We start from the raw sequence: 19,667 nt of genomic DNA on the forward strand, positions 1-19,667 counted from the left end.
CGCGAACGACGCCGGCAGCCGTCACAGCAGCTTGTCGATATCCGCGGCGATTTCGTCCGGCTTGGTGGACGGCGCATAGCGCTTGACGATGCGCCCTTCGCGATCGATCAGGAATTTCGTGAAGTTCCACTTGATCGCCTTGAGGCCGAGAATGCCGGGCGCCTCGTCGGTCAGGTAGCGGTACAGCGGATGCGCATGGTCGCCCTTCACGTCGATCTTCGCGAACATCGGGAACGTGACGCCGTAATTGCGCTCGCAGAACGCGCCGATCTGCGCGGCGTCGCCGGGCTCCTGCTTGCCGAACTGGTTGCACGGGAAGCCGAGCACATAGAAGCCGCGCGCCGCGTACTGGTCGTACAGCTTCTGCAAACCGGCGTACTGCGGCGTGAAACCACACTCGCTCGCGGTGTTGACGATCAGCAGCACCTTGCCGCGATACGCGTCGAGCGAGGCCGGCGCGCCGGCAAGCGTCTCTGCGCTGAACGAATACAGGGTGGACATCGGGCACTCCTTTTACGAAACCGGATCGACGTGGAGTCTAGGCGAAATTGCACCATTGCGGCATCCGCCGAACGGCCAATGCCCGGCGCAAGCGGCGCGCAGTCTAGAATAGCGGTTTTGGCCAGTCATTTCCGCCGTGATCCGTTTCAATCAGTTCAGCCTTGCGCGCGGCACCAAGCCGCTGTTCGAGTCGACCTCCTTCGTGCTCAATCCCGGCGAGAAAGCCGGCCTGATCGGCGCGAACGGCGCCGGCAAGTCGACGCTGTTCTCGGTCCTGCGCGGCGAGCTGCACTCCGACGGCGGCGATTTCTCGATGCCGCCGTCGTGGCGGATCGCCCACGTGTCGCAGGAAACGCCCGCCGTCGACCGCTCGGCGCTCGACTACACGCTCGACGGCGACGCCGCGCTGCGCGAGATCGAGGCGCGCATCGCCGCCGCGTCCGCCGCGCATGACGGCGCCGCCGAAGCCGACGCGCACGCGGCATTCGCCGACGCCGACGGCTACACCGCGCCGGCCCGTGCCGAGGCGCTGCTGCTCGGTCTCGGCTTCACGCTCGCGCAGACGCGCGAATCCGTCGCCAGCTTCTCCGGCGGCTGGCGCATGCGCCTGAATCTCGCGCAGGCGCTGATGTGCCGCTCCGACCTGCTGCTGCTCGACGAACCGACGAACCACCTCGACCTCGACGCGATCGTCTGGCTCGAAGACTGGCTGCACCGCTACCCCGGCACGCTCGTCGTGATTTCGCACGACCGCGAATTCCTCGATTCGATCTGCAATGTCACGCTGCACCTGGAAAACCGCCAGGTGAAGCGCTACGGCGGCAACTACTCGCAGTTCGAAGTGCTGCGCGCGCAGCAACTGGCGCTCCAGCAAAGCGCCTACGAAAAGCAGCAGAAGACGATCGAGCACCTGCAGAGCTTCGTCGACCGCTTCAAGGCCAAGGCGACCAAGGCCAAGCAGGCGCAGAGCCGGATGAAGGCGCTCGAGAAGATGGAGCTGATCGCGCCCGCGCACATCGCGTCGCCGTTCACGTTCGAATTCCGCACGCCCGACGCCGCGCCGAACCCGATGATGGTGATGGAAGACGTCCGCTGCGGCTACCACGCCGACGGCGGAGCGGAGATCCCGATCGTCGAGCGCGTCGCGCTGTCGATCCAGAACGGCCAGCGCATCGGCCTGCTCGGCGCGAACGGCCAGGGCAAGTCGACGCTGATCAAGACGCTGGCCGGCACGCTAGCGCCGCTGTCGGGGCACGTCCGCGACGGCAAGGGGCTGACGATCGGCTATTTCGCGCAGCACCAGCTCGAAACGCTGCGTGAGGACGATTCGCCGCTGGCGCATCTGGCGCGGCTCGCGCCCGACACGCGCGAGCAGGAAATGCGCGACTTCCTCGGCGGCTTCAACTTCTCGGGCGACATGGCAACCAGCCCGGTCGGGCCGTTTTCGGGCGGCGAAAAGGCACGCCTCGCGCTCGCGCTGATCATCTGGCAGAAGCCGAACCTGCTGCTGCTCGACGAACCGACCAACCACCTCGACCTCGAAACGCGCCATGCGCTGACGATGGCGCTCGCGCAGTTCGAGGGCACGCTGATCCTCGTCTCGCACGACCGCCACCTGCTGCGCGCGACGACCGACCAGTTCATGCTGGTCGCGAAGCACCGGCTGCAGCCGTTCGACGGCGACCTCGACGACTACCGCGACTGGCTGCTGCAGCACGCGGCCGAGCAGCGCGCCGCCGCGAAGGCGGACAGCGCAGCTTCGTCGGGCGCGGGTGCCGCGGCCAACCGCAAGGACCAGAAACGTCAGGCCGCCGAGGAACGGCAGCGCCTGTCGGTGCTGAAGAAGCCGCTGCAGACGCGCATCACCAAGCTCGAAAAGGAAATGGAGACGCTGCACGCGGAGAAGGCCCGCCTCGACGCATTCGTCGCCGATCCGGCGAGCTACGAAGCCGAGCGCAAGACGGAGCTGACCGATGCGATCCGCAAGCTCGGGGACGTCAACACGCGTCTCGAGACGGTCGAGGCCGACTGGCTTGCCGCACAGGAAGAGCTCGAGCAGATCGGCTGACCGCTGTCACGGCGCAACCGGCCGGTATGCCAGCCCGGCGTGCCGGCTGCCTCGGCACCGCGGCACCGCGGCACCTTGATATCGCGGCATCTCGACAGGCCCATCCGTCCTTCTTCGGGCCCGGATACGACAAGGCCGGGCGCACGGTCCCGGCCTGTTCATTCACTACCGTCGTCACCCTGTGGTTCGCCGACCATCCGCCAGGCTGCCGGCTCAGCGGCGCGGCAGCGTATCGCGCGGCATCTGCTCGTCGTCGCCCATCAGGTACCGGCGCCCTTCGGTCGGCCGCCGGATCGTGGCAGCGACTTCCGCTTCCGTCACGTCCTCGGACACGACCTTGCGCGCGAGTCGCCCCTCTTCGTCGATCCACTCGACGATCCGGCATCCCCCACCCCAGGGCTGGCGAATCGGCTCCGACACGCGGCAGCCGCGCAGGTTGTAAAGGCGTCCGCCCGGCGCTTCCCCATAGGATTTCAACATAGGTTCCCTTCGCATTGCGCGGTTCGACAATCCGGCCAAGGATAGGGAAAAGCGATGTCCGGCGGGTTACAGAAGCCTACATATTCTTTACAGCGAATTACGCGCCAGATCGCCGGCAGGCCCGGCCCGCGTACCCGTGCAGCCGGTCACTCGAGATCGCGCACGCGGTCGATCGCCTGCTCGAGCCGATCGACGGCCATCACGTTCAGCCCTTCGATCGGCTGCTTCGGCGCGTTCGCCTTCGGGATCAGCGCGGACGTGAAACCGAGCTTCGCGGCCTCGCGCAGCCGCTCCTGCCCGCGCGGCGACGGCCGGATCTCGCCCGCCAGCCCCACTTCGCCGAACACGATCAGCCCCTTCGGCAGCGCCTTGTTGCGCATCGACGAATGGATCGCGAGCAGCACCGCGAGGTCGGCGGCCGGCTCGGTGATCTTCACGCCGCCCACCGCATTGAGGAACACGTCCTGGTCGAAGCACGCGATGCCGGCATGACGGTGCAGCACCGCGAGCAGCATCGCGAGCCGGTTCTGTTCGAGGCCGACCGCGAGCCGGCGCGGGTTCGGCACGTGCGCGGTGTCGACGAGCGCCTGGACTTCGACGAGCAGCGGGCGCGTGCCCTCCTGTGTAACGAGCACGCACGAGCCGGGCACGACCTGCTCGTGCTGCGACAGGAACAGTGCGGATGGATTCGCGACGCCGCGCAGCCCGCGCTCCGTCATCGCGAACACGCCGAGTTCGTTGACCGCGCCGAAGCGGTTCTTGAACGCGCGCACGAGCCGGAACGACGAGTGCGTGTCGCCTTCGAAGTACAGCACCGTGTCGACGATGTGCTCGAGCACGCGCGGGCCGGCCAGGTTGCCTTCCTTCGTCACGTGCCCGACCATGATGATCGCGGTGCCCGACTGCTTCGCGATGCGCGTGAGCTGCGCCGCGCATTCGCGCACCTGCGCGACGGAGCCGGGGGCCGACGTGAGCGCTTCCGAATAGACGGTCTGGATCGAGTCGATCACGGCCACGTCCGGCCGTTCCGTGTCGATCGCGGCCTGGATCTTCTCGAGCTGGATCTCCGCGAGCAGCTTCAGTTCGTCCGCCGGCGTACCGCCGTCGAGCAGCGCAAGCCGTTGCGCGCGCAACGCGATCTGCGCGGCCGATTCCTCGCCGCTGATATAGAGCGCGCGCCGCTCGCTCGCGATGTCCGCAAGCGACTGCAGCAGCAGCGTCGATTTGCCGATACCCGGGTCGCCGCCGATCAGTACGACGCCGCCCGGCACGAGCCCGCCGCCGAGCACGCGGTCGAATTCGCCGATGCCGGTGGAGAAGCGCGGCACGTCGGCGGCTTCGATGTCGACGAGACGCTGCACGGGCGCACGCTTGGCGAGCGACTGGAAACGATGGGCCGACGGCGCCTCAGGAACCGATTCGACGAGCGTATTCCAGGCCTGGCACGACGGGCATTGCCCTTGCCACTTCGGGGTCTGTCCGCCGCACTCGCTGCAGACGTATACGGTTTTCTGTTTGGCCACGCGCGACGCCCTTATTCCGCGCGCACGGGCACGCGGCCGGCGACTGCACACATCAGCTCGTAACCGATCGTGCCGCAATGGCGGGCGACGTCGTCGATCGGCAATGCATTGCCCCACAGCTCGACCCGCGCGCCGACGCCGGCTTGCGGGCACGGGGTCAGGTCGACGGTAATCATGTCCATCGACACGCGGCCGACGATCCGCGTGCGGATGCCGTCGACGATCACGGGCGTGCCTTCGGGCGCGACCCGCGGATAACCGTCCGCATAACCGCATGCGACCACGCCGATCCGCATCGGCGCCTGCGCGGAAAACGTCGAGCCGTAGCCGATCGCCTGGCCCTTCGCGATCGTCTGCACCGCGATCAGTTCGGACGCGAGCGTCATCGCCGGCTTCAGCCCCGTGTCGGCGATGTCGGACGACAGCCCCGACGGCGACGCGCCGTACAGCACGATCCCCGGGCGCACCCAGTCGAAATGCGTGTCCGGATGCCACAGCACGGCGGCCGAGTTCGCGAGACTGCGCGCGCCGGCGATGTTTTCCGCGCCGCGCTCGAACGTCGCGAGCTGCTCGGCGACGCCGCGCTCGTTGTCCGCATCCGAAAAATGGGTCATCAACGTGATCTGGCCGATGCCGGGGCACGCGCGGGCGCGCTCCCACGCGGCGCGGTATTTCTCCGGCAGGTAGCCGAGCCGGTTCATCCCGCTGTTCATCTTCAGCTGCACGTTGACGGGTTTCGACAGCCGCGCCGTTTCCAGCATCCGCATCTGCTCGTCGTTGTGGACGGTCGTCGTCAGGCTGTAGCGGTCGATCACGTCGATGTCGGTCGAGCGGAAGAACCCCTCCAGCAGCAGGATCGGGCCGGCCCAGCCGAGCTCGCGCAGCTTGACTGCCTCGTCGAGGTCGAGCAGGCCGAAGCCGTCGGTGCCGCGCAGGCCCGGAAACGCGCGGGCGAGACCGTGCCCGTACGCGTTCGCCTTGACGACCGCCCAGACCTTGGACGGGCCGGCAAAGCGGCGGACGACGGAGAGATTGTTCGCGAGAGCGGCGGTGTGGATGGTGGCGGAGATCGGGCGCGGCATGGGAAATTTACGTAAAGACGCTTGCGAATCATCAGCTTACCGCGCCTTTTGAGCACTGAAGCCGACAACTTGCGGAACGATCGGGGAATCTTGCTAGTCCGAACTGGCGTATTTTCATGTTATAAAGCCGTGCGCACAACCCATTTCGAACGGAATAAGCCGATCGCATACCAGGCGGCCTACGCGGCCCTGCCGCAGCGACGAAAGCATCGCATCAGATGAAAAAAGGTTTTTACACCATCATGGCCGCGCAGTTTTTCTCGTCGCTGGCCGACAATGCGCTCCTCATCGCCGCCATCGCCCTGCTGAAAGACCTCCACGCCCCCAACTGGATGACACCGCTGCTGAAGCTGTTCTTCGTGTTGTCCTATGTGGTGCTGGCGGCGTATGTCGGTGCGTTCGCGGATTCGCGACCGAAGGGCCGCGTGATGTTCATCACCAACTCGATCAAGGTGATCGGCTGCATGATCATGCTGCTCGGCGCCCACCCGCTGATCGCGTACGGGATTGTCGGCTTCGGCGCGGCAGCCTACTCGCCCGCGAAATACGGCATTCTCACCGAGCTGCTGCCGGCCGACCGGCTGGTTGCCGCCAACGGCTGGATCGAAGGCACGACCGTCAGCTCGATCATCCTCGGCACCGTGCTCGGCGGTGCGCTGATCAGCCCGCACATCGCGTCGCACGTGATCGCGCATACCCCCGCCTGGATCGGCACGCCCGCCGAAGCGGCGATGGCGATCATCATGGCGATCTACGTGGTCGCCGCGCTGTTCAACCTGCGCATTCCCGATACCGGCGCCCGCTACCCGAAGCAGGAACGCGGCCCGGTCAAGCTCCTCACCGATTTCGCCGACTGTTTCATGGTGCTGTGGCGCGACAAGCTCGGCCAGATCTCGCTGGCGGTCACGACGCTGTTCTGGGGTGCGGGTGCGACGCTGCAGTTCATCGTGCTGAAGTGGGCTGAAGTCTCGCTCGGCATGTCGCTGTCGGAAGGCGCGATCCTCCAGGCCGTGGTCGCGGTCGGCGTCGCGGCCGGCGCAATCGCCGCCGCGGCCCGGATCCCGTTGAAGAAGTCGCTGACCGTGCTGCCCGTCGGCATCGTCATGGGCATCGCGGTGATGCTGATGGCGTTCTACACGCGCGACCTGTTCCCGCCGCACTGGGCCGTGCATTTCGGCCACCTGCGCATGCCCGTGTACCTGATCATCGCGTACATCTTCCTGATGTGCGTGGGCGCGCTGTCCGGTTACTTCGTCGTTCCGATGAACGCGCTGCTGCAGCATCGCGGCCACGTGCTCCTGTCGGCCGGCCACTCGATCGCGGTGCAGAACTTCAACGAGAACCTGTCGGTGCTCGTGATGCTGTGCCTGTATGCGGTGCTCGTGTGGCTCGACGTGCCGGTCGGCGTCGTGATCGTCCTGTTCGGCACGTTCGTCTGCCTGACGATGTGGCTCGTGATGCGCCGCCACCAGGCGAACCAGCGCCAGTTCGACTCGGTCGCGCTGATCGGCGAATCGCGGCACTGACGCTACACTCCTCGTTTCCGTCCGCCGGCGCCGGTCTTTGAACCGGCGCATTGCCCCGATGACGCACCCGATACCCAACATCCTGACGATCGCCGGCTCCGATTCGGGCGGCGGCGCAGGCATCCAGGCCGACCTGAAGACGTTCTCCGCGCTGGGCGCCTACGGTGCCAGCGCAATCACTGCGTTGACCGCCCAGAACACCCGCGGCGTAACGGGCGTGCATGCGCCGGACGCGGCGTTCGTGACCGCACAGCTCGACGCGGTGTTCAGCGACATCCGCATCGATGCGGTCAAGATCGGGATGCTCGCGAATGCGGCGATCGTGCACGCGGTCGCCGACGCGCTGCGGCGTTATGCGCCACGCTTCGTCGTACTCGACACGGTGATGATCTCGAAGAGCTCGCACGCGCTGCTGGCGCCCGATGCCGTCGACGCGTTGCGCGATGCGCTGCTGCCGCTCGCGACGGTCGTGACGCCGAACCTGCCCGAGGCCGCCGCGCTGCTGAACGACGTGCCCGCCACCACGGAAGACGACATGGTCCGGCAAGGCCGGGCCCTGCTACAGACCGGCGCGCGTGCCGTACTGATGAAAGGCGGCCACCTGCCGGACGCGTCCGCGAGCCCCGACTGGCTCGTCGAAGCGGCGCGCTCCGTGCGGCTCGACGGTGCACGCGTGCCGGTCAGCAACACGCACGGCACCGGCTGCACGCTGTCGTCGGCGATCGCCGCGCTGCTGCCGCAACAGCCCGACCTCGAAAGCGCGGTGCGCGAAGCCAAGACCTACCTGACCGGCGCGATCGCCGCGAGCGGCCACCTCGACGTCGGCCACGGCGTCGGCCCCGTCCATCACTTCCATCGCTGGTGGTGAGCGCCGGCTGACGCGGCGTCAGTGATCCTGCGCCGCGAACGCCTGCGCGCGCACCGGCCAGTCGTCCGGCACGACGAACCCACGCGCCCGTTCGCGCCAGGTGCCGTCACCGTCCTGTTCATGTATGCCGATCAGCGCGGGGGCCTCGCGCGTCGTCAACACGGGCGGCAGCTCCAGAGCGGCCGCCAGCGGTTCCGGCTCGAATCCGGTATCGGCGGCGGCACGTCGCGGCGCGAGCCACGCGAGCCTCGGTAACACACTCCATGCGGCGCCGGCGGGCTGCGCGGCCGCCCACCCCGGCCACTGCGCGTGCGTCAGCCAGAATCCGCGCGGGTGATCCGGCGCGATTTCGGCGGACACCGACGGCAACGGCGCGCCGTGCGGATAGAACAACCAGCCCTTGATGAACATCTGTGCGTCGGACGGTGCGCCATAGCCGAGCCGCGCGAACCCGTCGTGTTCGCCGAGGCGCAACTGGTGATCGAGCAGCCGGCTGCGCTTGCGGTCGAACCGGTCGACGAGATTGGGGCCGACGAAGTCGGCAAGCGATGCACCGTCGCGTACCGGCGCGCACAAATAGCACTTCACCGCGAGCTCCCAATGCAGGCGCTGACCACCCGGCACGTCGACGAGAAAATCGACTTCGCCGAGCGTCTTGCCGTTGCTGCGCAGCGGCAGATTGGCCGCGACGAGCCGCAGCGACGGGCCGTGCGTCAGGAAATACTCGAGCAGGCATTCCGCGTAGCGGCCGAGCCGGGTGGGCCGGAACCCGTCCAGCGCGCGATGCAGCGGCCCGGGCTGCGCATCGAGCGCGGCGAGCCAAGCGTGGACGGCCGACTGCCCGGCCGCATCCGGCCACGGGCGCGCAAGCGGCGCTCCCGGTACCGCGGTGAGGAGGCTCGGGCTGGCAAGCAACCAGCCCAGATCGCGAACCGCGGCGTCATGCAGCGTATCGACGAGTGCGCACGCCGCGCCCGTCGTCATTGCCCGGCCGGCCCGTTCACGTCGGCGCCTTCCGCGCGCCGGAACGTGTCGCGTGCGAGGCACAGGTCGGCCCATGCCTTCGACTTGTCCTGCAGACTGCGCAACAGGTATGCCGGGTGGTAGGTCACGATCACCGGCACGCCCTCGTACGCATGCACGCGGCCGCGCAGCGACGCGATGCTCGCATCCGTCTTCAGCAGGGTTTGCGCGGCAAAACGGCCGAGCGCGACGATCAGCTTCGGCTTCACGAGCGCGACCTGACGCTGCAGATAAGGCTCGCAGCGAGCGACCTCGTCCGGCTCCGGGTTGCGGTTGCCGGGCGGCCGGCACTTGATCACGTTCGCGATGTACACGTTGTCGCCGCGCTGGAGCGACAGCGACTGCAGCATGTTGTCGAGCAGCTTGCCGGCCTGGCCGACGAACGGCTCGCCCTGCTTGTCCTCGTTCTCGCCCGGCGCTTCGCCGATCAGCATCCAGTCCGCCTCGCGGTCGCCGACCCCGAACACGGTGTTGGTCCGCTTCTCGCACAACCGGCAGAGCGTGCAGTCGGCCACGCGCGCAGCCAGCGCGTCCCAGTCGAGTGTCGCAACCGGGGTTTCGGCGCGTCGCAATGGGGCCGTCGGCGCGGGATCGCCCGGCGGCGCCGCATCGAACCACGCAAAATCGTCGGCTCCGGCAGGCGGCGCATCGTCCATCGGCGGCATCGTGTCGGTCGATGCGACCGGCGCGGCGCGTGCGGGCACGCGATCGTCGTCGACGCGGTGCGCCGGGGCGGCAGGCTCGCGAACCGGCGGAACATCGACGCTCCGCGCCACTGCCGGCGTCGCCTCGTCTTGCGCCGGCGTGCGCGCGGTGCGCGCAGGTCGCTCGGTCGCAACGACGGCTGGTGCGGCGTTCGCCGCCCCCGTTTGCGCCGCGGCGGGCGCTTCGACTGCCGCGCCCGCGTCCGCGCCTTCATTCGCGCCCTGCCCGCGCCGCACCCAGATCTGCGCGAGACCCATTTCCTCGAGCGCCGCTTCAGCCCATGCCATGCGCGTCCCCCTCATCCTTGTTCAGCGTCAGACGCATCACGATCGCGTCTTCCCGGCTGTGGTGCTTCGCCGGGTAGTAATTCTTGCGCCGGCCGATCGTCACGAAGCCGAAGCGCTCGTACAGATGGATCGCGCGCGGATTGGACGGCCGCACCTCGAGCAGCACGCCGTCGAGCCGCTCCGCACGCGAAATGCGCACGGCCTCGCGCAGCAGCGCAAGGCCCGCACCCGCGCGCTGCGCGGCCGGCGCGACGCACAGGTTCAGCAGGTGCATCTCGTCGACCACCGGCATCAGCACGCAATAGCCGACGAGCGAACCCGTCACGTGCCGCAGGCACACGCCCAGGTAGCCGTTGCGCAACGAATCCTCGAAGTTGCCGCGGCTCCACGGGAACTCGTACGCGACGTGCTCGATCGCGACGACCTCGTCGAGATCAGCATCCGTCATCGGCGCCAGGTAGCGGTCGCTCAGCAGTACGCCCGTCATCCCTTCGCTCCGCCTGCCTGAGCGGCGCGTGCCGCGACGCGCTCGGCGGTCGTCTGTGCCACCTTGTCGCGCACGTATTCCGGTGCGGCCTGGTCGGCCGGCACCGCACGGCCGGCACGGAACGCGCGCAGCGCGGCATGGGCGACCGCCAGCGCGTGCGGCATCGCGTCGCCGTCGATCACGGCCGCGTGCGCCGCGGCCGGCAACTGCGCGCCGAACGCGGCGGCCGCGTTGCCCGCGAGCGTGAACGGCGTATCGGGCAGGCCGACCGCACCCGGCGCATCGAGCGAAGCCGGATGCAGCGTGAGCCAGTCGCCGGCGCTTTCGTCCCACGCGAAGTCCGCCCAGTAGGCTTCGTCCATCCGCGCATCCAGCGCGGCGAGGACACGGGTCGTACCGGGGGCGCGCAGCCGCGCGTGCTCGGCACACGCGAGCAGCGTGCCGATCGGCACGACCGGCAGCCCGCGCCCGAACGCGAGCCCCTGGGTGATGCCCGTCGCGGTGCGCAGGCCCGTGAACGACCCGGGGCCCGCGCCGAACGCGATCGCGTCGCAATCGGCGAGCGTCAGCCCCGATTCGGCGAAGAGTTCCTGGATTGCCGGCAGCACGCGCGTGCTCGACACGGCGCCCGTCAGTTCGTGGCGGACCCAGGTTTGCGGGATGGAAACGGCGTCATCGGCGTGGGCCGAGCGCAGCAGCGCGACCGAGCAGTATTCGGTCGACGTATCGATGGCGAGGAGCACTGTTTGCGTCATGGGCGACATTGTAATGCGGCACCCCGCTCCCACGGGCGATCGGGCCCGATCCGTGCGCACGCGCACGCCCGGCGGCGGTTTGGAAGGATCGCTCGACCCCGCGCGGCGGTCCGCTTGTTAAGATCGCCCGACCTGAAACCCTTACGGAGACACCCGATGAGCGAACTCACCGCCCAATTCGACCAGGCCCAGATCGACGTCAAGCAACTGACGGAACGGCCGGGCAACCTGACCCTGCTGCGCCTGTACGCGCTCTTCAAGCAGGCGACCGACGGCGACGCCCATGGCGACAAGCCGGGCTTCACCGACATCGTCGGCAAATACAAGTACGACGCATGGGATGCGCTGAAGGGCACGTCGCAGGATGCGGCAAAGCAGCAGTACATCGAACTCGTCGAATCGCTGAAGAACGGCACGGCATCCTGACCGAATAGCCTCCGGCCGTCCCCGGTCACCCCCGGTTGCAATAGGCAATCAAATCAGTGGCGCAGCGCAGCAAATCTCTTTATAATGCTGGCTGCGTCATCTCCGCGCTCGGCTCGCAAGCCGTTCCGGCCCGACGCCTCGTAGCGTTAAGCTCCAATCCGGTTTAGAACCTGTCCCCTCCTGCTTCGACCTTCGCGGTCGTCACTTATCAGGCTGGCGGCCCCGCTCCTGAAGCGCGCCGCACCCAAAACAGCTTCTAATGCCTCATCCGCCGACGGTTCGGCGGATTGCACCCGTTTCCCGATTTGCTCGCTGAATCCGACGACTTGGGTATGCGCGATTGGCGCCGACGTTTCACCCACTGTGTTTCAAGGATTGTTATGACTTCGAGCATCAACTCCAGCCCGCTCAACGCGATCGCCGACCAGGCGCTCGGTCTCGACGACGCCGCCGCACCGGCCGCGGTCGAACCGGCGTCGGACGAGCCGAGCTTCGCGTCGCTCGGGTTGTCGCCGGAGATCGTCTCCGCGCTGCAGGCCGCCGGCTATGTGAAGCCGACGCCGGTCCAGCAGCGCGCGATTCCGGCCGGCATCGCCGGCCGTGACCTGCTGGTCTCGAGCCCGACCGGTTCGGGCAAGACCGCTGCATTCATGCTGCCCGCGATCGAACGTTTCGCGCAGCTCCAGAAGGCACAGGCGCAGCAACCGCGCGCGCCGCGTGAACCGAACCAGGGCGACCGCCGTGCGCGCCGCCCGCAACCCGTCGCGCGCCCGGGCCTGCTCGTGCTGACGCCGACCCGCGAACTCGCGATGCAGGTCACCACCGCCGCGTCGACCTACGGCAAGCACCTGAAGCGCCTGCGCACGGTCAGCATCCTCGGCGGCGTCGCCTACGGCCAGCAGCTGATGCTGCTCGCGAAGAACCCCGAAATCCTGGTCGCCACGCCGGGCCGTCTGCTCGATCACCTCGAACGCGGCCGTATCGACCTGTCCGAGCTGAAGATGCTCGTGCTCGACGAAGCCGACCGCATGCTCGACATGGGCTTCATCGACGACATCGAAACGATCGTCGCCGCGACGCCCGCGACGCGCCAGACGATGCTGTTCTCGGCCACGCTCGACGGCAAGATCGGTTCGCTGACGAGCCGCCTGCTGAAGGATCCCGAGCGTATCGAGATCCAGCAGCGCCTCGAGTCGCGCGCAAACATCGCGCAGACCGTGCATTACGTCGACGACCGCGACCACAAGGATCGCCTGCTCGATCACCTGCTGCGCGACGACGCGCTCGACCAGGCGATCATCTTCACGGCGACCAAGATCGATGCCGACCAGCTCGCCGGCCGTCTCGCCGACGCAGGTTTCGAATCGGCCGCGCTGCACGGCGACCTGCCGCAGGGCGCGCGTAACCGCACGATCCGTGCGCTGCGCGAGCGCCGTGTGCGCGTGCTGGTCGCGACCGACGTCGCGGCGCGCGGCATCGACATCCCGGGCATCACGCACGTGTTCAACTACGACCTGCCGAAGTTCGCGGAAGACTACGTGCACCGTATCGGCCGTACGGGCCGTGCGGGCCGTTCGGGCACCGCGGTGAGCCTCGTGCACCACGCCGAACAGGGCGCGCTCAAGCGCATCGAACGCTTCGTGCGCTCGCCGCTGCCGGTCAACGTGATCGAAGGTTTCGAGCCGCGCAAGGCACCCCCGCGCAACGGCGGCACCGGCGGCCGCGGCCGTCCGGGCGGCGGTAACGGCGGCGGTCGACGTTTCGGCGGCAAGCCGGGTGGCGGTCATGGCGGCAACGGCCGCAGCTACGGCGGCGGCAATGGCGGCGGCTGGAGCGGCAAGCCGGGCGGCAGCCGTGACGGCGGCCCGCGCCGCGACGGTCAACGCAGCGGCGGCCCGCGTCGCAGCAACTCCGCGTCGTAAGCACGCACGGGCGGCCACCGGCCGCCCCACGGATGGCACTGCCCATTCAGCCAACCGGCGCATCTGCGCCGGTTTTTTTTCGCCCCGCCCCACATTTCACGATGCGGAAAATTTTTTTGTGTCGTAAAAAATCATGCTGCGTGGCACAACCCGAGCGATTGCAGGATGGGAAAGAGCGTTTCTTATCTCGAAATCACAACTTCAAGTCATTGATTAAAAACAACTAAAAATTTGACTGCCGCCCCACAAAGCCCCCTGTCCCGCCCCGGTCGATTTGCCTAGACTCTTATACAAGACCTCACGAACCGGAACACAACGCTCCCGGCTTCGAGAACAGCCTCACCATCGTCAGATTCAACCCATCAGGCATCGCACCGCATCAAGGAGCTCATCATGTCGCGTCAGCAACAGGCACAGGAACTGCAAAAGCAATGGGAAACCGATCCGCGCTGGAAAGGCATCAAGCGCAGCTATTCGGCTGAGGACGTGGTCCGCCTGCGCGGTTCGGTGCCGATCGAGCACACGCTCGCCAGGCGCGGCGCGGAAAAGCTGTGGAGCCTCGTCAACAACGAGCCGTTCGTCAACGCACTCGGCGCGCTGACCGGCAACCAGGCGATGCAGCAGGTGAAGGCCGGCCTGAAGGCCATCTACCTGTCCGGCTGGCAAGTGGCCGGCGACGCGAACGTCGCGGGCGAAATGTACCCGGACCAGTCGCTGTACCCGGCAAACTCGGTGCCGCTCGTCGTGAAGCGCATCAACAACACGCTGACGCGCGCCGACCAGATCCAGTGGTCGGAAGGCAAGAATCCGGGCGACGAAGGTTATGTCGACTTCTTCGCACCGATCGTCGCCGACGCGGAAGCCGGTTTCGGCGGCGTGCTGAACGCGTTCGAGCTGATGAAGGCGATGATCGAAGCCGGCGCCTCGGGCGTCCACTTCGAGGACCAGCTCGCGTCGGTGAAGAAGTGCGGCCACATGGGCGGCAAGGTGCTCGTGCCGACCCGCGAAGCCGTCGCGAAGCTGTCGGCAGCGCGCCTCGCGGCCGACGTGATGGGCACGCCGACCGTGCTGGTTGCCCGCACCGACGCGGAAGCCGCCGACCTGATCACGTCCGACGTCGACGACAACGACAAGCCGTTCCTCACGGGCGAGCGCACGGTGGAAGGCTTCTTCCGCACGAAGCCGGGCATCGGGCAGGCGATCTCGCGCGGTCTTGCCTACGCGCCGTACGCCGACCTCGTCTGGTGCGAAACCGGCAAGCCGGATCTCGAGTACGCGAAGAAGTTCGCGGAAGCGATCCACAAGCAGTTCCCGGGCAAGCTGCTGTCGTACAACTGCTCGCCGTCGTTCAACTGGAAGAAGAACCTCGACGACGCGACGATCGCGAAGTTCCAGAAGGAGCTCGGCGCGATGGGCTACAAGTTCCAGTTCATCACGCTGGCCGGCTTCCATGCGCTGAACTACTCGATGTTCAACCTCGCGCACGGCTATGCCCGCACACAGATGAGCGCCTTCGTCGAACTGCAGCAGGCCGAGTTCGCGGCCGCGGACAAGGGCTTCACGGCCGTCAAGCACCAGCGCGAAGTCGGCACCGGCTACTTCGACGCCGTGACGCAGACGGTCGAACGCGAAGCGTCGACGACCGCACTGCACGGCTCGACCGAGGACGAGCAGTTCTTCGACGGCAAGAAGGTCGCGTAACACGCGCCAGGCGTGTCATGCCGATGCCCGCCTCCGTCTCGCGACGGCGCGGCATCGGCCACCGAACAAAAATCAGGGAGGAGACGGCAGGCGCGCGATACCGATCGCGCGACCGGCCGCGCGGCCTGCGTGCCGCCAGCAACGACGCGCGCCGGCTTCGTCCGGCGCGCCCTTTTTCCAGGGCACGGCCCTACCGATAAACGATCACCGGAATTTTCGTATGGGTCAGCACGCGCTGCGTCTCGCTGCCGATCAGCAAGCTGCCGAGCCCGCGGCGTCCGTGGGACGCCATGAAGATCACGTCGCAGCCGCCGCGTTCGGCCGCCTCGATGATGCCGAGATACGGCGACGGATGGACGCTCGTCCAGGTGTCGCAGTCGACGCCGGCCGCCTTCGCGGCCGATTCGACCTCGTCCAGATGCGTACGCGCCTCGCGCTCGCTGCGCGCCCGGAAATCGGCGGGCGGCTCGATGATCACTTCGGAAAACGGCGAGTACGGATACTGCGGCAGGCACGCGTACGCCGTGACGCGCGCACCGACCGCCCGGGCCAGGTCGATCGCGCCGTCGATCGCCTTCTGCGACAGTTCGGAACCGTCGGTTGGAACGAGGATGTGCCGGAACATCGCGCCCTCCTTCGTCAAGTACACGCCGCAAGCCGCGATCCCATCCGGGGCGGCCGTGACGCGTCGGACATGCCTCCTACGAGTGTAGTGCGCGAAACCGCCCAACCGGCCCCGGCAACGGGTTCGCCCTCATATCGGAAACACGCGGGCGAACGCGACCGGCTCCCGCTGCTACTCGCCCCAATATCCGGGCCGCTCGTAAGTGTGCTTCAGGTAGTCGAGAAACAGCCGCACACGCAGCGGCAGGTGCCGGCGTTGCGGGAACACCGCGTGGATGCCGATCGGCGGGGCGGCAAATGCGTCGAGCACGCTGACGAGCCGGCCGGCCGCGATGTCCTCGCCGACCTCCCACCACGAGCGCCACGCCAGGCCATGTCCGGCGAGGCACCATTCGTGCAGCACCGCGCCGTCCGAGCATTCCATCGTGCCGTTCACGCGGATCGACACGACCTTGCCGTCCTCCTGGAACGCCCAGCCGCGCTGCTGGTTCGCGTTTGCCGCAAGCGCGAGGCAGTTGTGCCGCGCCAGTTCCGCGAGCGTCGCGGGCGTGCCGCGCCGTACGAGGTACGCGGGAGCCGCGACGCACACACGGCGGTTCTCGCCGAGCTTCAGCGACACGAGCGAGGAGTCGGGCAGCTCGCCGAGCCGCACCGCGCAATCGAACCCCTCGTTGACGAGGTCGACCATGCGGTCGGACAGGTCGAGCGTGACCGAGACGTCGGGATGCCCGACGCTGAATTCGGGCACGAGCGGCGCGACGTGCCGCCGGCCGAAGCCCGCCGGCGCGGAAATACGCAGGTGGCCGCTCGCCTTGACGCCGCCGGCGGACACGCTCGCCTCCGCGTTCTGCATGTCGTTGATGATCCGCTGGCAATCCTCGAGAAACGCCGAGCCCTCGAACGTCAGCGTGAGCTTGCGCGTCGTGCGCACCAGCAGCTTGACGCCGAGCCGCTCCTCGAGCGCGTCGAGGCGTCGGCCGATGATCGCCGGGGCGACGCCTTCCGCATGCGCAGCCGCCGACAGGCTGCCCTTCGCCGCGACCGCAGCGAACGTTTCGATCTGCTTGAACCGGTCCATGACTCGCCGGGGCGGTGCCGCCGCCCTTCAAATAGCTTAAACGGCTCAAGATTAGGTATATGAAAGTAAAAGATCAAGTGATGAATAGCGTCTTTTTTAGCGCATACGATCACGAATAGAATTCACTCGACCTCTGAAACCGGAGCGCAAGGCTATGTCGGCCACAACGACACTCTCCTCTCCCGACGCAATCCTCTTCGACGCATTCGGCACGTTGTTCGACGTGCGTGCGGTGCTGGCCGCGGCAGAGCAGATGTTTCCGGGTCACGGGGAACGGTTGTCGCAGCTGTGGCGACGCAAGCAAATCGAATACTCGCAACTGCGCACGCTCGCCGATCCGGCCGGCGCCCGCTATCGCCCGTTCCGGGACATCACGCTCGATGCGCTGCGGTTCGCCGCGCGCCGGCTCGGGCTCGCGCTGAACAGCGCGGCCGAGAAGCGACTGATGGACGAATACGCGTGCCTGTCCACCTATCCCGATACGGTGCCCGCGCTGCGCAAGCTGCGCGCGCTCGACCCGCGCCCGCCGCTCGCGATCCTGTCGAACGGCACGCCACAGATGCTCGACATCGCGATCAAGAGCGCCGGCATGTCCGGGCTGTTCGATCGCGTGCTGTCGGCCGACACCGTGCACGCGTACAAGCCGAGTCCGGCGGCCTATGCGCTCGGCACCGCCGCGTTCGGACCGAACCGGCGCGGCATCGTGTTCGTGTCGTCGAACGCGTGGGACGTCGCCGGCGCCGTCTGGTTCGGCTACACCACGTTCTGGCTCAACCGCACGGGCGCGCCCGCCGAGGAACTCGGCGCGCCGCCGGACGGTACGGGCACCGGCATGGCCGACCTGCTCGCATTCCTCGCCACCCCGGCTCCGTCCGGCAGACCCGCAAACCGCACGCGCCCCGGCCCGGGTGCATGACGATTGCAGCTGCCGCCTCCCCCCTTTACCGAAACCGCAACTGACCGACCAAGGAGATGAGACTCATGAGCACCCCGATCACGCTGCCGCAAGGCATGGCGATCACCGGCGAAATCAAGCCGGGTTACGAAGCAATCCTGACGCCCGACGCGCTCGCACTCGTCGCGGCGCTGCACCGCACGTTCGAACCGCGCCGCCGGGCGCTGCTGCAGGCGCGCGTCGAGCGCACGAAACGCCTCGACGCGGGCGAGCGCCCCGACTTCCTGGCCGAAACGAAGGCGATCCGCGAAGGCGACTGGAAGGTCGCGCCGCTGCCGGCCGACCTGCAATGCCGCCGCGTCGAGATCACGGGCCCCGTCGAGCGCAAGATGATCATCAACGCGCTGAACTCGGGCGCCGATTCGTACATGACGGACTTCGAGGATTCGAACGCGCCGAGCTGGACGAACCAGATCGACGGCCAGATCAACCTGAAGGACGCAGTGCGCCGGACGATCTCGCTCGAGCAGAACGGCAAGTCCTACCAGTTGAACGACAAGGTCGCGACGCTGATCGTGCGTCCGCGCGGCTGGCACCTCGACGAGAAACACGTGACGGTCGACGGCCAGCGCGTGTCCGGCGGCATCTTCGACTTCGCGCTGTTCCTGTTCCACAACGCGAAGGAACTGCTTGCGCGCGGCTCGGGCCCGTACTTCTACCTGCCGAAGATGGAAAGCCATCTCGAGGCACGGCTGTGGAACGACATCTTCGTCGCGGCGCAGGAAGCCGTCGGCGTGCCGCGCGGCACGATCCGCGCGACGGTGCTGATCGAGACGATCCTCGCCGCGTTCGAGATGGACGAGATCCTGTACGAACTGCGCGAACACAGCTCGGGCCTGAACGCGGGCCGCTGGGACTACATCTTCTCGGCGATCAAGAAGTTCAAGAACGACCGCGACTTCTGCCTGGCCGAGCGTTCGAAGATCACGATGACGGTGCCGTTCATGCGCGCGTACGCGCTGCTGCTGCTGAAGACCTGCCACAAGCGCAACGCGCCGGCGATCGGCGGGATGAGCGCGCTGATCCCGATCAAGAACGATCCGGAAGCGAACGACAAGGCGATGGGCGGCGTGCGTTCGGACAAGCAGCGCGACGCGACCGACGGCTACGACGGCGGCTGGGTCGCGCACCCGGGCCTCGTGCCGATCGCGATGGAAGAGTTCGTCAAGGTGCTCGGCGACAAGCCGAACCAGATCGCGAAGCAGCGCGACGACGTACAGGTCGAAGGCAGGAACCTGCTCGACTTCCAGCCTGAAACGCCGATCACCGAAGCCGGCCTGCGCAACAACATCAACGTCGGCATCCATTACCTCGGCGCCTGGCTCGACGGCAACGGTTGCGTACCGATCCACAACCTGATGGAAGATGCAGCCACGGCCGAGATTTCCCGTTCGCAGGTGTGGCAGTGGATCCGCTCGCCGAAGGGCGTGCTCGACGACGGCCGCAAGGTCACGGCCGAGCTCGTGCGGGAATTCTCGAAGGCCGAGCTCGACAACGTGAAGCGCTCGGTCGGCGGCAACACGCAGCCGTACGAGCGCGCCGCCGCGATCTTCGAGCAGATGTCGACGTCGGAAGGCTTCACCGAATTCCTGACGCTGCCGCTGTACGAGGAAATCTGACGAAGCCGCCCGTCCCGATCGGGGCCGCCCTTGCGTC

Annotated in this window: 18 protein-coding genes; 8 read left to right on the forward strand and 10 right to left on the reverse strand. The window is 67.5% G+C overall.

The features are described from left to right. Window positions 1-21: 21 nt before the first annotated feature. Window positions 22-501: a glutathione peroxidase gene (locus AB3K92_RS33455; protein ID WP_027787077.1), complete on the reverse strand. Its 480-nt coding sequence runs from the start codon at window positions 499-501 to the stop codon at window positions 22-24. 136 nt (window positions 502-637) lie between these two features. Here AB3K92_RS33455 and AB3K92_RS33460 point away from each other — a divergent pair, with 136 nt between their 5' ends. Further along, entirely contained in the window at window positions 638-2,569 is a 1,932-nt protein-coding gene (locus tag AB3K92_RS33460; RefSeq protein WP_369466622.1) for an ATP-binding cassette domain-containing protein, read from the forward strand. A gap of 213 nt (window positions 2,570-2,782) precedes the next feature. Here AB3K92_RS33460 and AB3K92_RS33465 read toward each other — a convergent pair whose 3' ends face one another. The 3 genes from AB3K92_RS33465 to alr all read right to left on the reverse strand — a co-directional run bounded on the left by AB3K92_RS33465 (window position 2,783) and on the right by alr (window position 5,654). Then, window positions 2,783-3,049 (reverse strand): DUF2866 domain-containing protein, encoded by a 267-nt coding sequence (locus AB3K92_RS33465; RefSeq protein WP_059494095.1) that lies wholly within the window; start codon window positions 3,047-3,049, stop codon window positions 2,783-2,785. 146 nt (window positions 3,050-3,195) lie between these two features. Then, window positions 3,196-4,572, reverse strand: coding sequence for a DNA repair protein RadA (radA, locus tag AB3K92_RS33470; RefSeq protein WP_021159087.1), 1,377 nt, complete (start codon window positions 4,570-4,572; stop codon window positions 3,196-3,198). A gap of 11 nt (window positions 4,573-4,583) precedes the next feature. Beyond that, window positions 4,584-5,654 (reverse strand): alanine racemase, encoded by a 1,071-nt coding sequence (gene alr, locus AB3K92_RS33475; RefSeq protein WP_021159086.1) that lies wholly within the window; start codon window positions 5,652-5,654, stop codon window positions 4,584-4,586. A 218-nt stretch (window positions 5,655-5,872) separates the two neighbouring features. On the opposite strand from alr, the gene lplT reads away from it, so the two are divergent. Continuing rightward, window positions 5,873-7,180, forward strand: coding sequence for a lysophospholipid transporter LplT (lplT, locus tag AB3K92_RS33480; RefSeq protein ID WP_021159085.1), 1,308 nt, complete (start codon window positions 5,873-5,875; stop codon window positions 7,178-7,180). 58 nt (window positions 7,181-7,238) lie between these two features. Further along, on the forward strand, window positions 7,239-8,048 hold the full coding sequence (gene thiD / locus AB3K92_RS33485) for a bifunctional hydroxymethylpyrimidine kinase/phosphomethylpyrimidine kinase (RefSeq protein ID WP_021159084.1): 810 nt from the start codon (window positions 7,239-7,241) through the stop codon (window positions 8,046-8,048). 18 nt (window positions 8,049-8,066) lie between these two features. Here thiD and AB3K92_RS33490 read toward each other — a convergent pair whose 3' ends face one another. The 4 genes from AB3K92_RS33490 to tsaB are packed head-to-tail and all read right to left on the reverse strand — an operon-like array spanning window position 8,067 to window position 11,314. Beyond that, window positions 8,067-9,032, reverse strand: a complete 966-nt coding sequence (locus AB3K92_RS33490) for a DUF1853 family protein (RefSeq protein ID WP_369466623.1) — start codon at window positions 9,030-9,032, stop codon at window positions 8,067-8,069. After that, on the reverse strand, window positions 9,029-10,063 hold the full coding sequence (locus tag AB3K92_RS33495) for a uracil-DNA glycosylase (RefSeq protein ID WP_059859593.1): 1,035 nt from the start codon (window positions 10,061-10,063) through the stop codon (window positions 9,029-9,031). Before AB3K92_RS33495 ends, AB3K92_RS33490 begins: the two co-directional genes overlap by 4 nt. Continuing rightward, window positions 10,050-10,550, reverse strand: a complete 501-nt coding sequence (rimI, locus tag AB3K92_RS33500) for a ribosomal protein S18-alanine N-acetyltransferase (RefSeq protein WP_021159081.1) — start codon at window positions 10,548-10,550, stop codon at window positions 10,050-10,052. Before rimI ends, AB3K92_RS33495 begins: the two co-directional genes overlap by 14 nt. Next, complete coding sequence (tsaB, locus tag AB3K92_RS33505; RefSeq protein ID WP_124588057.1) at window positions 10,547-11,314, reverse strand: tRNA (adenosine(37)-N6)-threonylcarbamoyltransferase complex dimerization subunit type 1 TsaB; 768 nt, start codon at window positions 11,312-11,314, stop codon at window positions 10,547-10,549. The genes rimI and tsaB overlap by 4 nt, the downstream gene beginning before the upstream one ends. Before the next feature lie 147 nt (window positions 11,315-11,461). Between tsaB and AB3K92_RS33510 the strand changes: the two genes are divergently transcribed. From AB3K92_RS33510 to aceA, 3 genes are all read left to right on the forward strand, one after another. Beyond that, a complete protein-coding gene (locus AB3K92_RS33510; protein ID WP_011352486.1) occupies window positions 11,462-11,731 on the forward strand; it encodes an acyl-CoA-binding protein in 270 nt (89 codons plus the stop codon). 380 nt (window positions 11,732-12,111) lie between these two features. After that, on the forward strand, window positions 12,112-13,653 hold the full coding sequence (locus AB3K92_RS33515; RefSeq protein WP_021159078.1) for a DEAD/DEAH box helicase: 1,542 nt from the start codon (window positions 12,112-12,114) through the stop codon (window positions 13,651-13,653). Window positions 13,654-14,046: 393 nt separating this feature from the next. Continuing rightward, on the forward strand, window positions 14,047-15,354 hold the full coding sequence (gene aceA / locus AB3K92_RS33520) for an isocitrate lyase (protein WP_048020876.1): 1,308 nt from the start codon (window positions 14,047-14,049) through the stop codon (window positions 15,352-15,354). A 190-nt stretch (window positions 15,355-15,544) separates the two neighbouring features. Here aceA and AB3K92_RS33525 read toward each other — a convergent pair whose 3' ends face one another. Beyond that, window positions 15,545-15,979, reverse strand: a complete 435-nt coding sequence (locus AB3K92_RS33525) for a universal stress protein (RefSeq protein ID WP_011352489.1) — start codon at window positions 15,977-15,979, stop codon at window positions 15,545-15,547. Window positions 15,980-16,150: 171 nt separating this feature from the next. Next, window positions 16,151-17,056, reverse strand: coding sequence for a LysR family transcriptional regulator (locus AB3K92_RS33530; protein WP_021159074.1), 906 nt, complete (start codon window positions 17,054-17,056; stop codon window positions 16,151-16,153). Between the two features lie 154 nt (window positions 17,057-17,210). Here AB3K92_RS33530 and AB3K92_RS33535 point away from each other — a divergent pair, with 154 nt between their 5' ends. Together AB3K92_RS33535 and aceB are read left to right on the forward strand one after the other, a co-directional pair. Next, window positions 17,211-17,972, forward strand: a complete 762-nt coding sequence (locus AB3K92_RS33535) for a haloacid dehalogenase type II (protein WP_369466624.1) — start codon at window positions 17,211-17,213, stop codon at window positions 17,970-17,972. A 65-nt stretch (window positions 17,973-18,037) separates the two neighbouring features. Beyond that, the gene (aceB, locus tag AB3K92_RS33540) at window positions 18,038-19,630 is read left to right on the forward strand and encodes a malate synthase A (protein ID WP_059651721.1); all 1,593 of its coding nucleotides are present in this window, start codon (window positions 18,038-18,040) and stop codon (window positions 19,628-19,630) included. Window positions 19,631-19,667 lie beyond the last annotated feature (37 nt).

Source organism: Burkholderia sp. Bmkn7 (assembly GCF_041103175.1).
Classification (GTDB): domain Bacteria; phylum Pseudomonadota; class Gammaproteobacteria; order Burkholderiales; family Burkholderiaceae; genus Burkholderia; species Burkholderia cepacia.